The organism is Streptosporangium sp. NPDC020145, assembly GCF_040631275.1.
Taxonomy (GTDB): domain Bacteria; phylum Actinomycetota; class Actinomycetes; order Streptosporangiales; family Streptosporangiaceae; genus Streptosporangium.
Window position 1 is genome coordinate 118,980 of record NZ_JBEXZT010000007.1, and the last position, 15,907, is coordinate 134,886.

At 70.7% G+C, this 15,907-nt stretch carries 14 protein-coding genes; 4 read left to right on the forward strand and 10 right to left on the reverse strand.

Annotated elements, in window-relative coordinates:
- On the reverse strand, positions 1-906 hold the full coding sequence (gene mshB / locus ABZ463_RS15710) for an N-acetyl-1-D-myo-inositol-2-amino-2-deoxy-alpha-D-glucopyranoside deacetylase (RefSeq protein WP_362776542.1): 906 nt from the start codon (positions 904-906) through the stop codon (positions 1-3).
- Positions 863-2,275: a hypothetical protein gene (locus tag ABZ463_RS15715; protein WP_362776544.1), complete on the reverse strand. Its 1,413-nt coding sequence runs from the start codon at positions 2,273-2,275 to the stop codon at positions 863-865. Before ABZ463_RS15715 ends, mshB begins: the two co-directional genes overlap by 44 nt.
- Before the next feature lie 84 nt (positions 2,276-2,359).
- On the opposite strand from ABZ463_RS15715, the gene ABZ463_RS15720 reads away from it, so the two are divergent.
- A complete protein-coding gene (locus ABZ463_RS15720) occupies positions 2,360-4,420 on the forward strand; it encodes a prolyl oligopeptidase family serine peptidase (protein WP_362776546.1) in 2,061 nt (686 codons plus the stop codon).
- 62 nt (positions 4,421-4,482) lie between these two features.
- Here the strand turns inward: ABZ463_RS15720 and ABZ463_RS15725 are convergent, their stop codons facing one another.
- From ABZ463_RS15725 to ABZ463_RS15735, 3 genes are read right to left on the reverse strand one after another with little or no spacing between them, the layout of a single operon-like run.
- Positions 4,483-4,959 (reverse strand): hypothetical protein, encoded by a 477-nt coding sequence (locus ABZ463_RS15725; RefSeq protein ID WP_362776548.1) that lies wholly within the window; start codon positions 4,957-4,959, stop codon positions 4,483-4,485.
- A gap of 45 nt (positions 4,960-5,004) precedes the next feature.
- Entirely contained in the window at positions 5,005-6,846 is a 1,842-nt protein-coding gene (locus ABZ463_RS15730) for an ABC transporter ATP-binding protein (RefSeq protein ID WP_362776550.1), read from the reverse strand.
- Positions 6,843-8,594: an ABC transporter ATP-binding protein gene (locus ABZ463_RS15735; RefSeq protein WP_362776552.1), complete on the reverse strand. Its 1,752-nt coding sequence runs from the start codon at positions 8,592-8,594 to the stop codon at positions 6,843-6,845. The genes ABZ463_RS15730 and ABZ463_RS15735 overlap by 4 nt, the downstream gene beginning before the upstream one ends.
- A gap of 114 nt (positions 8,595-8,708) precedes the next feature.
- On the opposite strand from ABZ463_RS15735, the gene ABZ463_RS15740 reads away from it, so the two are divergent.
- Complete coding sequence (locus ABZ463_RS15740; RefSeq protein ID WP_362776554.1) at positions 8,709-8,942, forward strand: RNA polymerase subunit sigma-70; 234 nt, start codon at positions 8,709-8,711, stop codon at positions 8,940-8,942.
- 2 nt (positions 8,943-8,944) lie between these two features.
- Positions 8,945-9,529, forward strand: coding sequence for a Clp protease N-terminal domain-containing protein (locus tag ABZ463_RS15745; RefSeq protein WP_352013740.1), 585 nt, complete (start codon positions 8,945-8,947; stop codon positions 9,527-9,529).
- A gap of 36 nt (positions 9,530-9,565) precedes the next feature.
- Here ABZ463_RS15745 and ABZ463_RS15750 read toward each other — a convergent pair whose 3' ends face one another.
- The 5 genes from ABZ463_RS15750 to ABZ463_RS15770 all read right to left on the reverse strand — a co-directional run bounded on the left by ABZ463_RS15750 (position 9,566) and on the right by ABZ463_RS15770 (position 15,208).
- A complete protein-coding gene (locus ABZ463_RS15750) occupies positions 9,566-10,858 on the reverse strand; it encodes a phospholipid carrier-dependent glycosyltransferase (protein ID WP_362776557.1) in 1,293 nt (430 codons plus the stop codon).
- A 603-nt stretch (positions 10,859-11,461) separates the two neighbouring features.
- Positions 11,462-12,166, reverse strand: a complete 705-nt coding sequence (locus ABZ463_RS15755; RefSeq protein WP_362776559.1) for a S26 family signal peptidase — start codon at positions 12,164-12,166, stop codon at positions 11,462-11,464.
- On the reverse strand, positions 12,163-14,082 hold the full coding sequence (locus ABZ463_RS15760; RefSeq protein ID WP_362776561.1) for an ABC transporter ATP-binding protein: 1,920 nt from the start codon (positions 14,080-14,082) through the stop codon (positions 12,163-12,165). Before ABZ463_RS15760 ends, ABZ463_RS15755 begins: the two co-directional genes overlap by 4 nt.
- Positions 14,079-14,627, reverse strand: coding sequence for a TlpA disulfide reductase family protein (locus ABZ463_RS15765; RefSeq protein ID WP_362776563.1), 549 nt, complete (start codon positions 14,625-14,627; stop codon positions 14,079-14,081). Before ABZ463_RS15765 ends, ABZ463_RS15760 begins: the two co-directional genes overlap by 4 nt.
- 11 nt (positions 14,628-14,638) lie before the next feature.
- The gene (locus ABZ463_RS15770) at positions 14,639-15,208 is read right to left on the reverse strand and encodes a MauE/DoxX family redox-associated membrane protein (protein ID WP_362776565.1); all 570 of its coding nucleotides are present in this window, start codon (positions 15,206-15,208) and stop codon (positions 14,639-14,641) included.
- A gap of 211 nt (positions 15,209-15,419) precedes the next feature.
- On the opposite strand from ABZ463_RS15770, the gene ABZ463_RS15775 reads away from it, so the two are divergent.
- Positions 15,420-15,608, forward strand: coding sequence for a hypothetical protein (locus tag ABZ463_RS15775; protein ID WP_362776567.1), 189 nt, complete (start codon positions 15,420-15,422; stop codon positions 15,606-15,608).
- Positions 15,609-15,907: the final 299 nt, after the last annotated feature.

Consider the following 15,907-nt stretch of genomic DNA (forward strand, 5'->3'; position numbering starts at 1 on the left):
CTAGTCGATCCCGGCGAAGAGATCGTCCTCCGGCTTGTACGGCTCGCCGAGGCCGCCGACCTCGACCGGTGCCGCCGGAGCGCCGGAGCCGGGGAGGCCGGAGCGCAGGATGTAGTGCTCGACCGCCAGCACCTCCTGGCCGACGTCGTTCGACAGGGCGTACCACGGGGCCTCGACGCTGATCTGGGTGGCGTGCGCCCGCATCGCCGCGAACTTGGCCTCGATGTGCGCGCGGGCGTCGATCTCGGTGGTGACGTCCTCGTCGGCGCAGCCGTACGGCAGGTCCTCGACCCGCTCGGGGAGGAAGCGCGTCCCGGCCTCGACCAGCGCCTGGGCGGTCCTGCGCATCGTGGACCTGGCCACCGCGGTGACGTAGAACTTGGCGATCCGCCACGGCTCGCCCTCGCCGAACGCCGGGTCCGCGGCCAGTTCGAAGGCCCGTACCGAGACGCGGTGCGCCTGGATGTGGTCGGGGTGGCCGTAGAAGCCGTTCTCGTCGTAGGTGACGAGGACCTGGGGACGCGTCTCGCGGATGACCTTGACCAGTTCTCCGGCCGCCTCGTCGAGGTCGGCCCGCCAGAAGGCGGCGGGGTGGTCGTTCGAGGCCACGCCCATCATGCCGGAGTCGCGCCAGCGCCCCGGGCCGCCGAGGAAGCGGTGGTCGGTGACGCCGAGGGCCGCGCAGGCGGCGGCCAGCTCGCCGATCCGGTGCCTGCCGAGGGCGTCGTCGCGGTCGGACGTCAGGTGGGCCAGGCCGGGCGGGATGACCTCGCCCTCGTCGCCCAGGGTGCAGGTCACCAGGGTCACCCCGGCCCCCTCGGCGGCGTACTTCGCCATGGTGGCGCCGGTGCCGATCGTCTCGTCATCGGGATGGGCGTGCACGAGCAGCAGACGGCGGTCGTTCATGGTTCGAGGGTAGCCGCCGGGTGTAGAGCGTGACACGGACCGCACCGGATATCCGGGTGGGCCCGGCCTTGGTGAAGCCCCGCTTCAGGGCGGCCAGCCGGGGGTCGCTCTGCCACTCGGTCCCCGGGAGCCGCCGGGAGACCAGCCACACCCGCTCCGCGCCGGGGTCGAAGGGCACCAGCTTCCCGTACGGCCCGCCGTACACGGAGACGAACAGCCAGAAGCGTTCCGGCGCGTAGAGCACGGCGTCGCCGGGGCGTTCGGCGGCACCGAGTTCGGCCGCCAGGGTGCGCAGGTCGTCGGGGCGGTTGGCGGGGCCCCTGACGGTCAGCTGGGCGCTCATGGACAGCGCCGCGAGGGCGGCCAGGGCCGCCAGGCCGATCGGCGCCCGCCCGGAGAACGGCCGGGGCAGCCCCGCCAGACCGGCCCCGGCCAGCAGCGCCAGGGCGGGCAGGACGAACATGACGTAGCGCGGGTTGTAGACCGGGTACACCTGGGAGATCGCGTAGGACAGCGCGACCGGGACGAGGGCCCACGGCAGGGCGACCTCCGTGAGCGACGCCCTGCCGTACCAGACGCCGAGCAGGGCGAGCAGCCCCAGGAGGGCGAGGAACAGCGGCGGGGTGCCCGAGTCCTGCCAGGAGACGGGTCCTCCGGAGATCTCCACACCGAACTGCGCCAGGGCCGCCAGGTCGGGCGTCTTCAACCAGAAGAGCTGTTCGTCCCGCTGCCCGGAGGCCATGAGGACCAGGGGAACCAGCAGCACCGCCGCCCCGGCGAGCGCCGCGAGCCAGGGCAGGATCTCCCGGCGCCCGCGGCGGAGCACGACGAGGGCGTGCGCGGGCAGCAGGAGCAGCGCGTAGAGGTGGAACCAGCCGAGCAGGGCGACCAGCAGGCCGTAACCGGCGTGGCGGGAGCGCCGTTCGCCGAGCAGGACCAGGGTCGAGGCCACCGCGACCGCGCTGACCAGGGCGTAGCTGCGTGCCTCCTGGCCGTAGCGGCTGACCATGGGGATGAGCGCGTAGGCCAGGCCCGCGTAGGTCCCGGTCCAGGAGCCGGGGGCGGAGAGCCTGCGGCCCAGGGCCGTGATCCCGGCCGCCGCCCCGGCGACCGCGAGCGCGGAGGGCAGCCTGACCGCGACCTCCCCGCCGAGGGCGGCGAAGGGGCGTAGCAGCAGGTAGTACAGCGCGTGGACGGTGTCGATGTGGGAGAGCAGCTCGCGCAGCTCGTCGAAGGACATCCTGGCCGCCAGGACGCTGACCGACTCGTCACGCCAGAACGAGGGGACGCCGATCCCCCACATCACGAACGCGAAGGCCAGAACGGCGGGCGTCCCGGGGGAGCGAGCGATTCGCTCGGTAAGCGTCACTCGCCCAAGTTTCTCCCATGATCACATTCATTTGGACCATCCTGGGAGATCCCTTCCCGGGACCGTACTGGCAAGATGACTGGTATGAGTGAGAGTTTTCCTCGGCTGCACGCAAGGACCCGCCGCTTCACCCTCGGCGTTCCCCGTGCGTTCACGGTCGCGCCCGACGGTGCGCGGATTGTCTTCCTGCGGACCAAGGGCGGCTGTGACCCGGTCACCTGTCTGTGGGAGTTCGACGTGGCCAGCGGCACGGAACGGCTGATCGCCGATCCCCGGGTCATCGCCGCCGACGAGGAGAACCTCCCGCCGGAGGAACGGGCACGCCGCGAGCGCGCCAGGGAGTCGGCGGGCGGCATCGTCGCCTACAGCACCGACGCCGCGGTGACCACGGCCGCCTTCGCCCTCTCCGGCGGCCTGTACGTCGTGGACCTGCGGACCAGGAGCGTGCGCCACCTGCGCACCCCGGGCCCGGTCATCGACCCCCGGCTCTCCCCGACCGGTGTGCACGTCGGATACGTGACCGGTGGCGCCTTCCACGTCCAGGACCTTGAGGACGAGGTCGACCACGCGCTCGCCCGCCCCGAGGCGCCCGAGGTGACCTACGGCCTGGCCGAGTTCATCGCCGCCGAGGAGATGGACCGGATGCGCGGCTACTGGTGGTCTCCGTCCGGCGAGGCCGTACTGGTCGAGCGGGCCGACGACTCACCGGTCGAGAAGTGGCACATCGCCGACCCGGCCAACCCCGCCAGGCCCGCGACCGAGCAGCGCTACCCCGCGGCGGGGTCCCCCAACGCCAAGGTCGAGCTGTTCGTGCTGTCCCTGGCCGGTGGCCGCGTCCCGGTGCCCTTCACCGACGAGTACCTCGTCAACGCCGCCTGGGACGACCACGGCCTGTCCATCGTCACCATGACGCGTGACCAGCGGACCATGCGCCTGTTCGACGTCGACCCCGAGACCGGCACCTCCTCCCTCGTCCGCGAGGACACCGACGCCGCCTGGGTCGACGTCGTCACCGGCGTCCCCGGCCACCTGTCGGACGGCTCCCTCGTCTGGGTGACGAACCTCGACGGGGGCCGCCGCCTGGTCGTCGGCGACCAGCCCGTCACCCCGGCCTCCCTCCAGGTCCGCGACGTCGCGGGCGTCAGCGGCGACACGGTGCTGTTCCGCGCCAGCGGCGAGCCGTCCGAGATCGCGCTGTGGGCCTACAAGGACGGGCGGATCACCCTGGTCAGCCCGCAGGACAGCGGCGTCTACAGCGGCCAGGCCGCGGGCGGGACCCTCGTGGTCACCGGCCAGACCTTCGACGGAGAGGGACCGGTCACCCGCGTCTCCCACCACGGCCGCCACGTCGGGCACATCACCTCCCACGCCGAACGCCACGGCCTCGACCTGCGGGTCTCCCTGATCCGTACGGGCGAGCGCGAGCTGTCGACCGCCGTGGTCTTCCCGTCAGGGCACGTGCCCGGCTCGGCGAGGCTCCCGGTCCTCATGGACCCGTACGGCGGCCCGCACGCCCAGCGTGTCCTGTCCGCCTCGGGCGCCTACCTGACCAGCCAGTGGTTCGCCGACCAGGGCTTCGCGGTCGTGGTCGCCGACGGCCGGGGCACCCCGGGACGCGGCCCCGAGTTCGAGCGGGAGATCCTGCACGACCTGGCGACCCCGGTCCTCGACGACCAGGTGGACGCCCTGCACGGCGCGGCGGAGCGCTTCCCCGACGACCTGGACCTGTCCAGGGTCGGCATCAGGGGCTGGTCGTTCGGCGGCTACCTCGCGGCGCTGGCCGTGCTGCGGCGGCCCGACGTCTTCCACGCCGCCATCGCCGGAGCCCCGGTGACCGACTGGCGGCTCTACGACACCTGCTACACCGAGCGCTATCTCGGCCAGCCCGCCGAGGGGCACTACGACGCCTCGTCGCTGTTCGCGGACGCCGAGAAGCTCGAACGCCCGCTCCTGCTGATCCACGGCCTGGCCGACGACAACGTGGTGGCCGCGCACACGCTGCGCCTGTCGTCCGCGCTGCTGGCCGCCGGGCGCCCGCACAACGTGCTGCCGCTGTCCGGCGTCACCCACATGACGCCGCAGGAGGTCGTGGCCGAGAACCTCCTGCTGCTGCAGGTGGACTTCCTCAACAAGGCCCTGTCCTGACGAGGAGCGGCCGCCGTACCCTCCCCGGGGTACGGCGGCCGCTTCCGTTCAGTCCTGGGGCGTCACTTGAAACGCTGCCACTTGCCCGCCGACCGCTTGATGCCGTTGCGGCCGTGGCCGGTAGCGGGGCCCGTGTTGGAGCCGGGGCCCGCACCCGCGCTGCGGCCCCCGGGGGCGGCGTCGTCGGCACTGGCCTCGGGGTCGTAGGTGTCCCCGCCCTGCGGGCCGGTGGCGCCCCCGTTCCTGCCACCGCCCCTGCCGCCGACCTTGCCGCCGCTGTGGCCGCCGGTCATCGAGCGGACGTCCTGGCCTGCGTCCTCGGTGGCCCTGTTCCGCTTGGCGGGCCGCCCGGTCTTCGTCGGGCCGGGCGAGGGGGTCGCCACGGGGGCCGGGTCCGCGGTGACGGTGTGACCGACGGCGGGCACGGCGGCCTCGGCCGGCCCCCCGCAGATCATGAAGGCGGGGACAAGAAGGGCGGCTCCCGCCAGGAGCCTGCCCAGCGTCGAGCTCGTGACGGATGCGATCGATTCAGGTGACACGGGGGCACCCCTTTCCTGCGACTTTTCGCACTCGACTGACCACTGTCAGTGACGATCACTGTAGTCGCGCGGAGCCGTTTCCCCCGGAAGGTGCACCCGGAGGTTCCCCTCCTTTCCCCACCGGACAGGACGGTTTTCCTTCACTCCGCCGTTGGCGTGCCAGCTGCTCCACAGGGCGGCGTAGGAGCCACCCGCGGCGACCAGCTCGTCGTGGGAGCCGAGTTCGCTGATCCGCCCGTCCTCGACCACCGCGACCCGGTCGGCGTCGTGCGCCGTGTAGAGGCGGTGGGCGATGGCTATCACCGTACGGCCGTCGAGCACCGCGGCCAGCGAACGCTCAAGGGAACGGGCCGCCCTGGGGTCGATCAGCGAGGTCGCCTCGTCCAGGACGAGGGTGTGCGGGTCGGCCAGGACCAGCCGGGCCAGGGCGAGCTGCTGGGCCTGGGCGGGCGGGACCGGCTCACCGCCGGAACCGACCATCGTGTCCAGCCCGTCGGGCAGACCGGCGGCCCACTCCCAGGCGTCCACCGCCTCAAGCGCCGCCCTGACCTGGTCCGCGTCGGCGTCCGGACGGGCGATCAGCACGTTCTCCCGCAGCGTGCCCCGGAACACGTGGTGTTCCTGGGTCACCAGCGCGACGTGGCCGCGCAGGTCGTCGAGCGGGAGCTCGACCAGCGGGGCGCCGCCGACCGTGACCGAGCCGGTCCGCGGCCCGTGGACGCCCGCGAGCAGGCGGCCGAGCGTCGACTTGCCCGCCCCGGAGGGACCGACCATGGCCAGCCGCTCCCCCGGCCTGACCACCAGGTCGACGCCGTGCAGCACGTCGTGCCCCTCGCGGTAGGCGTAGCGGACGTCTTCGGCCCGCAACTCCTCCCCCTCGGGAGCCTCGGAACCGGCCTCCCGGTCGTCGGGCACCTCGGCGACGCCGAGCAGCCGGGCCATGGAGGCGCCACCCACCTGGAGTTCGTCCACCCATGACATCAGCCGGTCGAGCGGGTCGGCCAGCTGCTGCACGTACAGCGTGGCCGCCGTCACCTGGGCGATCGTGACCCAGCCCTGGATGTAGAAGACACCCCCGGCCAGCAGCGTCGTCACGATCGGGAGCACGTAACCGAACTCGACGGCCGGGAACCACACCATGCGCAGCCCGAGGGTGTAACGTTCGGCCGCCCACGACCTGGCGATGTCGACGTCCGTACGGCGCCGCCTGCGCTCCTGGAGTCCCAGGGCCTCGACGGTACGGGCGCCGCCGACCGTCTCGGCCAGCCCCTCGGTCATGTCCGCGTAGGCGGCGTTCTCCCGCAGATAGCCGTCCCGCGCCCGCCTGAGGTACCACCGCGTCGAGATCCACAGCAGCGGTACGACCAGCAGCGCGGGCAGCACGAGCAACGGCCCGGTCAGTATCAGCGCCCCCGCGGTGATCACGAAGGCCACCAGGGCGATCACCGTCTCCGGTACGGCGTGCCGCACGCTGCGGGAGAGGGTGTCCACGTCCCGTGAGGTGCGGGTGATCAGGTCGCCGGACCCCGCGCGCTCGACCGTGGACAGCGGCAGGGCGAGGACCCGGCCGACGAACTCCTCGCGCAGTTCGGCCAGGACCTTCTCCCCGAGCCGTGAGGAGACGTAGACCGCGAACCTGACGAGCACCCCCTGCGCGGCGAGGAAGCCCGCGATGGCCAGCGCGACCACGGTGACGTCGATCCCCGTGCCGCTCTTGATGCCGTGGACGAGGTCGCCGAGCATCCACGGCACGACCAGGCCCGCCGCCGCGGCCAGGCCGTGCAGGCCGAGGGCCGCCGACAGCGTGCCGGGATACTTCAGGGTGAGTCTGCGGGCGTAGGCCCGTACCTGTGCCCGGTCGGCGACCGGGAGGATCTGCCCGCTCACGCGGCCTCCTTTCCTGGGTTCCCGCGTCCGGCGCCGGCGGGTTCCGGGGGCCGCGTGGACTCCTCCTCTCCCCTGGTGACGACGGCGCGGTAGTCCGCGCTGACGGCCAGCAGTTCCCTGTGGGTGCCCTGGGCCCGCGCGACGCCCTCCTCCACGTAGACCACGTGATCGGCGTGGTCGAGCACCAACGGGCTCGTGGTGCAGACGAGGGTGGTTCTGCCCGCCCTGGCCTCCGCCAGCCGTACGGCGATGCGCGCCTCGCTGTGCGCGTCGACCGCGCTGGTCGGCTCGATGAGGATGAGCACCTCGGGGTCGGCGGCCAGTGCCCTGGCCAGCCGCAGCCGCTGCCGCTGGCCGCCGGAGAACTCCCGGCCCGCCTCGGCGACGGCCGCGTCGAGACCGCCGGGCAGCGCCTCGACGACGTCCTCGGCGCATGCGGCGCGCAGGGCGCGGTTGATCGTCTCCTCGGAGGCGGTCCCGGTCACGTCCAGCTCGTCCCTGAGCACCCCGGCGAACATCCCGGCCTCGTTGTCGGCGACCAGGATCCGGCGGCGGACCTCGGCGACCGGCAGACTGTCCAGCGGTACGTCGCCGAAGTCCACGTCGCCGTCGGCGTACCGGCCGAGCCGGTCGGCGATCGTCGCGCTCTCCTCGGGGACGGCCGAGACGACGGCCGTGAGGGCACCCGGGCGTACGGCGACGCCGGAGGCGACGTCACGCAGCAGGCCGCCGGGCGAGGTCCCGGTGCCGCCGGTGATCTCGGGCCGCAGGTTGAGGATCCGCACCACCCTGCGGGCGGCCACGTGTCCCTTGGTCAGCTTGTCCGCGGTCTCGGTGAGCGTGCGCAGCGGGGAGATCAGGAAGGCGGCGTAGCCGTAGAAGGCCACGAGCTGGCCCACGGTGATCTCCCCGCTGAGCGCGAACCTGGCGCCGAGCCAGGTCACGCCCGCGATCAGCAGGCCGGGCAGCAGGACCTGGGCTCCCTCAAGGGTCGCCTCGATCGCGGCGACCCGCACGCCCGCCCGCCGTACCTTCTGGGACTCCTCCGCGTAGCGCTCGGCGAAGATCTGCTCGCCGCCGACGCCGCGCAGCACGCGCAGGCCGGCGACGATGTCGGCGGCCCTGGTCGAGAGCTCCCCCTGGAGGTCACGGTGGGCGTGCTGGCGCCGGTGCAGCGGCCTGAGCAGGGGGCCGACCGCGACGGCCATGATCGGAACACCGACGAGCACGGTCAGTCCGAGCGCGGGCGAGGTGCTGATGAGGATGACGGTGACCGTGACGACGGCGACGACCGCCCCCGTGCCCCGCAGCAGGATGTCCATCGCGTTGCCGATGTGGGCGATGTCGGAGTTGCCGACGCTGACCACCTCGCCGGTCGACACCCGCTTGGGCAGGGTCGCCCCCAGCCTGGTGGCCTGCCTGACGGTGACCTGGACCGTGCGGTAGGCGGCGGACAGCCAGTTGAAGACGGCCATCCGGTGACGAAGGGTGCTCGTCACCGCCTGCGCCACTCCCAGGCCGAACACGACCGCCGTCCAGATGAGCAGGCTCCGCATGTCCTGGTTCCAGATGGCGTCCACGCTGCGACCGATCGCGGCGGGGATCAGGGCCATCGAGGTCCACCACAGGATGGCGTAGCCGATGCCGATGAGCAGGGGACCGGCCTGCGAGCGGGCGGTCCAGAGGAGATATCGGAAGGGACTTCGGGAATCGGGATCGCCGGGATCAGCGGCAGGCAGGGAACGCATAGCCCTACCAGGCTGACAAACCCCACGATCACCCGGCAAACCGTTTTCTGACCGTGAGACGGGCCTCGTCAATCAAGGTTGACATCTCGATGGCGTCAACTTACATTGACATACATGAGCGACACGGCACAGCTGGCCTCGGACGCGGGCAGCCGCGACCCGGCCGTCGGCCTGCGGGCCGTACGGGCGTTGCGGATCCTCGTCGATCGGCTGGAGGCCCTCCAGGTCGAGAACGCCAGACAACAGGGCTGGTCCTGGCAGGAGATCGCCCACTGCCTTGAGGTGACGAGGCAGGCGGTCCACAAGAAGTACGCCGGTGGCCGCGGGCTGCTGAGACGGGAGAAGTAGCGATGTTCGAACGGTTCCACCAGGAGAGCCGCCAGGCGGTCACCCTCGCCCAGGAGAACGCCAGACGACTGCGCCACGACCGCTGCGGCACCGAGCACATCCTGCTCGGCCTGCTCGACCAGCGTTCCTGCATGGTCACCCGGGTGCTGACCGGGCACGGCCTCGACTACGAACGCGCCTACCGGGCCGTCGTACGGCTCACCCCCGTCAGACGCGCCACCGCCCTCGACGCCGAGGCCCTCGAAACGATCGGCATCGACCTGTCGGCCATCAGGGAGAGGGTCGAGGCCGCCTTCGGGCCCGGCTCCCTCGACCGCGACCCCGTCACGACCAGGAACGGGCTCCGCAGCGGACGGCACATCCCCTTCACCCCACAGGCCAAGAAGGCCCTGGAGCTGTCCCTGCGCGAGACGCTGGCGCTCAAGCAGAAGGGCATCCGCGACGGCCACCTGCTGCTCGGCATCCTCCGCGAGGGCAGAGGGCTGGGCTCCCGCGTCATCACCGACGCCGGCATCGACACGGGGGCGCTGCGCCGGGAGATCGTCGCGGAGCTCGGCCAGGATCAGGGCGGCGCCTCCCGGGCATAGGCCGGGCCGGGGACCGGGCCTCTCTCCGGCCCGGTCCTAACCGGCCCGGAAGCGCGCGGAAACCGCGAGGGCCGCGGCGAGGCACGCGAACGGCACGACGGGAAGCACATAACGGTGATCGAAATCGAGCACGGCGACGGGCAGCACCAGCAGAACCACCGCCGTCCCCCACGGCAGCAGCACATCCTTACGGCGCAGGCCCGCCGCCCCCAGCAGAAGGATCACCCCGAGGAACGGCCCACGCAGGTAGGAGGGGTTCTGAAAGGCCTGCAGGAACCCGGCGTACGGCTGGACCGCCTCGTACTCCCCGGTGACGCCCGGCGCGTATCTCCGCAGGTACGAACGGGCCCAGTCGGGAACGGCCGGCGCCGCCACGCCTCCCCACAGGCTGAGCGGCCCGGACATCCGCATCGGATGGTCCGCCGGGGTCCAGTGGAAGGCCAGCGAGACGTCACCGGCGACGGTCCGCAGATAGTCCAGAGGCTGCGCGAGGACGGCGTGGACCGCGAATGACCGGGCGAGCGAGTCGTTCTCCTTCCGGCCTCCCGGCATGCGGTTGAGCGACGCCTCGGGCGCCCAGTAGTAGCCCTCCGCCGCGTCCCGCCACGTCCCGTTGGGACACAGCGGCGCCTCGGCGGGCGGCGGTTTGATCACGTCGCAGTCGGCGAAGGTCATGACACGCGCCCAGAGCGCCGCCCCGTCACCGCCGACCAGTTTGAAGCGTCCGTACTCGGCCTGGTACCAGGCGGCGTACGACAGCAGCGGAAGCGCGCCGGCGAGCGCCGTGACGACCAGCGGGCGCCACCCGACACGGCGTACGGCCAGCCAGCCGAGGGCGACCAGGAAGATCGGCAGCCCGACGGTCCTGGTGAGCGCGGCCCACGCCAGGAACACGCCCGCCGTCGCCCCCGCCCAGAGCGGCGGAGCGGACGACCAGGACAGCAGCACGGTCGCGGCGACCAGCAGGAAGACGAACAACGTGTCGCCGAGCACGGCGTGCTCAAGCCGCAGGAACGAGGTGTCGAACAGCACCGGGACGGCCGCGGCCGCCGCCCCCCAGGCGGGAACGCCCTTACGGCGAAGCAGGGCGTAGATCATCACGCCGACGCCCAGTCCCATCGCGTGCTGGACTCCCACGACCACCGGAATGCTGTGAAAGGGCATGAGCAACCGGAGCAGGAAGGGGTAGCCGTTCGGGTTCAGATCCTCCCTGGGCGTCAGCTCGTAGGCGAGCTGAAGGTATGTGTACGTGTCGTACCAGTAGATCCGTCCGGGCCGGAATCCCAGCATCGTCAGCGCCCTGAGCCCCAGGGCGAGGGTCACGACCACCGCGAACAAGCGATGCCGGAAAAGACTCCCGCGAATCCACCTATACCGGGAAAGGCGCTCCTGCCGGGATTCCAATGCCGTGACCACGCGAAATCCAACCGTCGCTCAGTAGGGGGACGCCGGCCTCCCGGCCACCGCGGATCGTGACGGCCCGGGGACGGCTCACCTCCGGTGCCCACCAAAGGTGATCATGCCGATGGAGCGACCATATACGAATAAGGGCGCCCCAAGTCGACATTCAACATCATTTCCATTAGAACTGGCGATGAAAAGTGGTCATTTGTCGCCAGAGAGCCCCATACGTGCCGAGAATATATCTGACATGCCGCCATTCCCATCGGCTCGGCACACCTCTGCGTTCACGCGGCAAGACTTACCGTGACCACCCACACGACCGGCGGCACATCATCCGTAACAGGGCGTGCGACACGTTCCGCTCGGGCGTGAAACCGGGCATTCGTAGCAGATATTGAAGTACTTCCAGCCGCCGCACACCCCCACCTCGATCCGAAGCGGAAACACGCCGGCAGGCCGTCCCCATGCCTTCGGACCTCCCGAGCGTTCCGCCCCTTTCCCAACCTTTCGGATGGCATGAAAAGCGAATTATCGGCCCGCACTTCGGATTCGAAAACCGCGCCGATGGAGTGGGCGCAGTACGACTCCGAGGACACGCTCCGCGGGAAAGTAACCCACGTGCCGGGAGTCGTAACTGGCCTCCTGGTTGTCACCCAGGAGAACCAGCCTGCCCGGCGGTACACGATCCTCCGGCGCGTCGGACAGCGCGGGAACCCGGGCGCGCGGGACGGCGTCGCCGGGAACCGCGACGATCCGTTTGATCATCCAGCGCCTTCCGGACATCGACGCCTCACCGGCCCCCGGCGGCACCGGCGGATCAGGCCATTCACGTTCGGGCGTCGGCTGCTCCACCACGACCACCTGTCCGGCCCTCAGGGGGCGGCCACGCCGCGCGACGACGCGGTCTCCGTCCCGGTAGGCGGGTTTCATGCTCGACCCCCGCACCGTCACCGCGACCAGCCCGCGGGCCATCACCGCGGAGGTGAGCAGGCCCAGACCGAGAACCGACGCCGACGCGCCGCAGGCCACCGCCCATCCCCACGCTCCCCTGACGAGGAACGCGACCGTCCCTCCCCACAGGAGGAGCACACCGATCACCGTCAGCGTCCGGGCACGCGGCGGCCGGGTGGAGACCGCCGGCGCGCGGCCCCGCCCCGGACCGCCGGCCGGCGCCCCGGTCTCCCCCATCACGCGCTCGCGACCGGGACGACGAGGGCCGGCGTCGGCGGTCATCCCGCGCCTCCCGCCGTCAGCGCCGGCCCTTCGGCGGCGGGATCCCGATAACCGGACGACTGAAGCGCGAACAACCGCGCGTACTCTCCGCCGTCGGCCATCAGCCGGGCATGGTCACCCTGCTCCACTATCCGCCCGTCGCGGAGCACGACGATGAGGTCGGCGTCACGCACCGCGCTGAGCCGATGTGAGATCAACAGACTGGTCCGCTCCGCGCGGTGCGCGGTGAGCGAGGCGTGGATCTCGTGCTCGGCCTCGGCGTCCAGCCCCGCCGAGGGCTCGTCGAGGATCATCAGGTCCCGCCCGTCGCGCAGGAGCGCGCGGGCCAGCGCGAGCCGCTGCCACTGTCCGCCGGACAGCATCGTGCCGACCTCCGAGTCGTTCTTCTCCGACTCAGAGAAGAAGATCCGCGTCAGCGGGGTGTCGTATCCGTGGGGCAGTCCGGCGAGCGTGTCGTGGACACCGGCCCGTTCCGCCGCGGACCGGACGCGTTCCCTGTCGTCCCAGACAGCGGGGTCCCCAAGGGCGATGTTCTCCGCGGCCGTCATGTCGTAGTGCATGTAGTCCTGGAAGACCGCACTGATCCTGTCCCGCAGTCCGGCCACGTCGACGTCACGGATGTCCTGCCCGTCCCACAGGATGGAGCCCCTGGTCGGGTCGTAGAACCGGCACAGCAGCTTCACCAGCGTGGACTTGCCCGAGCCGTTCAGCCCGACGAGCGCGACCGTCCTGCCGTGGGGGACGCGCAGACTGACCCCGCGCAGCACCCAGGGGTGCTCCTCGGAGTAGCGGAACCACACATCACGCAGTTCGATCCCGTACCGCATCCGTGGCGGCGCCGGGGCCCGCGGAACGAGCGGCAGATCCGGGGGCGCCGTGATCACCGCCGTGTAGTGGCCGAACATCGTCAGGGCGTGATGTGACCGTGCGATGTCCCTGGCCAGACCGGCGAGGGCCGCCTGCAGGCTCGTCACCGCCGCCACGAAGACGGTGACGTCACCGACCGAAAGTCCTCCCGATCGCGCCGCATCCACCGCCCAGAACAGGCCCCCGCCGAACACCAGCGCGGTGAGCAGGTTGAGCGCGGCCTGGACCGCGACCTCCCGCCTGTCCACCGTCCGTCTCGCGGCGTTGGCGGCACGCCGTTCGTCCGTCATGCGCCTGCGCAGCAGAGGACCGATGCCGAACAGCCGCACCTCCTTCGCGGCCTCCACGCTGGACAGCAACTCGGCGTAGAAGAACTCCCGCCGTTCGATCGGGCCGACCTTCCAGAACATCCGGGAACGCCGCCTCGACATCGCGATCTCCGCGAGCAGCGACGGCACTCCCGACAGCGGCACCAGGACGGCCATCAGCGGGCTGAGCACCGTCAGCGACAGGAGGAAGCCCACGATAGTGATCGTCCCGCGGGCGATGCCCAGCGCTCCGTCCACCACCTGGTTCGGCATGTCGCTGGACTGCTGGGCGATGCGCAGCCGGTCCAGGAAACCCGGATTCTCGAACCGGCCCAACCCGGTGAAACCCTCCACCGCGGTGAAGAGCCGGTCCTGTGCGAGCAGCCCGACCCGGCGGTTCATCTCGGTCCGTAGATACTGGGTGGCCTGCGGCAGGGTCCCGGTGACGACGGCCGCCGCCGCGATCCCTGCGGTCAGCGCGACCAGTGCGCTCGCGGAGGCGCCGCCGACCAGGGCGTCCAGCACCAGTTTGGTCAGCCAGGCGGTCGCGACCGGCAGCGCACCGGTGACCAGCGTGACGAGGCAGTACAGGGTGAGGATTCCCGGTGCGGCCCTGGCCGTGAGCGCCCAGGAGCCGGCGATCCGGCGCGTCACGGTCAGAGCGTTCATGTGCTCCGGCTCGCCGTCCGTCCGGCTCTCACCGGAGGCCCGTGCCCGCCCGGAGGGTCGCGTACGGCTCATGCCACGGCGGTGGCCGTCTGCCCCAGGTCCACGGCCTCGTCGGTGACCACGAGTCTGCCTCCCCGCGCCGCCACCCGGAGCACGGTCGGGTAGGCCTTGATCTTGAAAGCCTTGCTGAGGGGGCCCGAGGAGGTCTCGACGACCACGGAGGCCACCGGCGCCAGATCGGCGACAAGGGCGTTCGCCTCGTCCGCGTCGTGGCTGAGCACGACCGCGACCACGCGGCCCCGCCCGCCGGGCAGCGCCCCGCTGTACTCCACGAACCTCGGCAGTTGTTCCCGGCAGGGGCCGCAGTTCGGCGAAAAGAACCCGACCACCGTGTCGTCGGCCAGCGATTCCCTGCTCAACGTTCCACCGTCAACGGTCGAGGTGAGGAATTCGCCGACCTCCTCACCCACCCCGAGAGAGGGCATGACTTTTCCGTGGCCGGGCTTGGACAGCAGTTCCGTGTGTTCCCGGAGACGTTTGATCACCCCTACCGAAAGGAGCAGATTCAGTACGCAGAGCGTCCCGACGAGCACCAGGGCCGCGATCACAAAAGGCATGACGTCCTCCTTCAACCGACTGCCGGAGGGGATGGGCGACGCCCAATACCCTTGTTCATTGGTTGGAAAAGCTCGAATATGTCGTCGAGTGCGGTGACCAGCACGCCGAGCATCGTCCCGCCGAGGACGGCGATCAGCACTCCAGCGGTCTCCAGGCCTTTCTGCGGTGTCAGGGTCCCGATCACGCCGACGACGGCGACCGCGGCGAGAATCACGTTCCTTACGGCCTGGCGCGGCCCCATCGGGACGGAGGACGCCCCGAAACACCGGCACGCCGCCCGCGTCCCTCTGCGCACCACAAGAACGACGACCACCGTGAACACGGCGAGCAGTCCCGCCGCGACCACGAATCCGGCGACGCCGGTGACGGGTGTGGGTGTCGCGAGCAACATCCATGTCGCGAGTTCGGCGCCCAGCACAATTCGAGCGAGAGAACGCACCGAGGCCGGCGGCACCAAATGCATATCACGTATGGAAGCAACGAAGTCACCGAACGTGTCGCGCCCGATGAGCTTGCCCGTCGAAGATATTAGGAACACGGCGCCGATGACACAGCGGAGCCCGATCGCCAGATATTGCACCGGACGCCCTCCACATGATCAACAATTGAATTTCAGTATGGCATCCGAATACACGGCCATCAAGTGTTGACATCATCAGAAATCACTGTTACGACAAACTCGCAATAAAGCCCGTTGCAAACACAAAATCCGTTTGTAATCATCGGCATGACCGGCGCCATATGTGTAAACCCAGCCGAAAGGAAGTGCCGTGCTCAAGAAGCTCGAAGCAATGGGAAGCAGTCTCCTTGGCATGTTCGTGCCCCGGGTCGAGGCCTCGGCGGCCTGCGGCCCCGTCGTGATCAAAAGCTACTCCAGCTGCTGGGAGTGCAAGGACATCTTCGGATGCGGCTGGAACGCCCCCTGTGACGCGTACTGCCAGAGCGGATGCGGGTGCGACGTCAGGACCTGCTACTGCTAGATAAGAGGCGGCCGTTACCGCCGAATAAAAGGTAGCCGATAAACATCGTGACCGGCGGCGGGCGGGTTCCGCCGGAAATTCGGCATTCCTGTGCACACGCCGGACGGCCTCACGGACCGCCCTCGGACATGTGCTCCTCCGCCGCCGGTCATGCGCCCGAGAGCGCGAACGGCATTGACTCACATTGTTTTCACGACGCCGATACGGGTTATCCGGAAACCGGCCGCGCGGGTTTCCGGAAAGGGTTCGTCCGGCACGGGGCGCTTCGCCTTCCCGAGCCGACGTGAAAGACGGCGGCC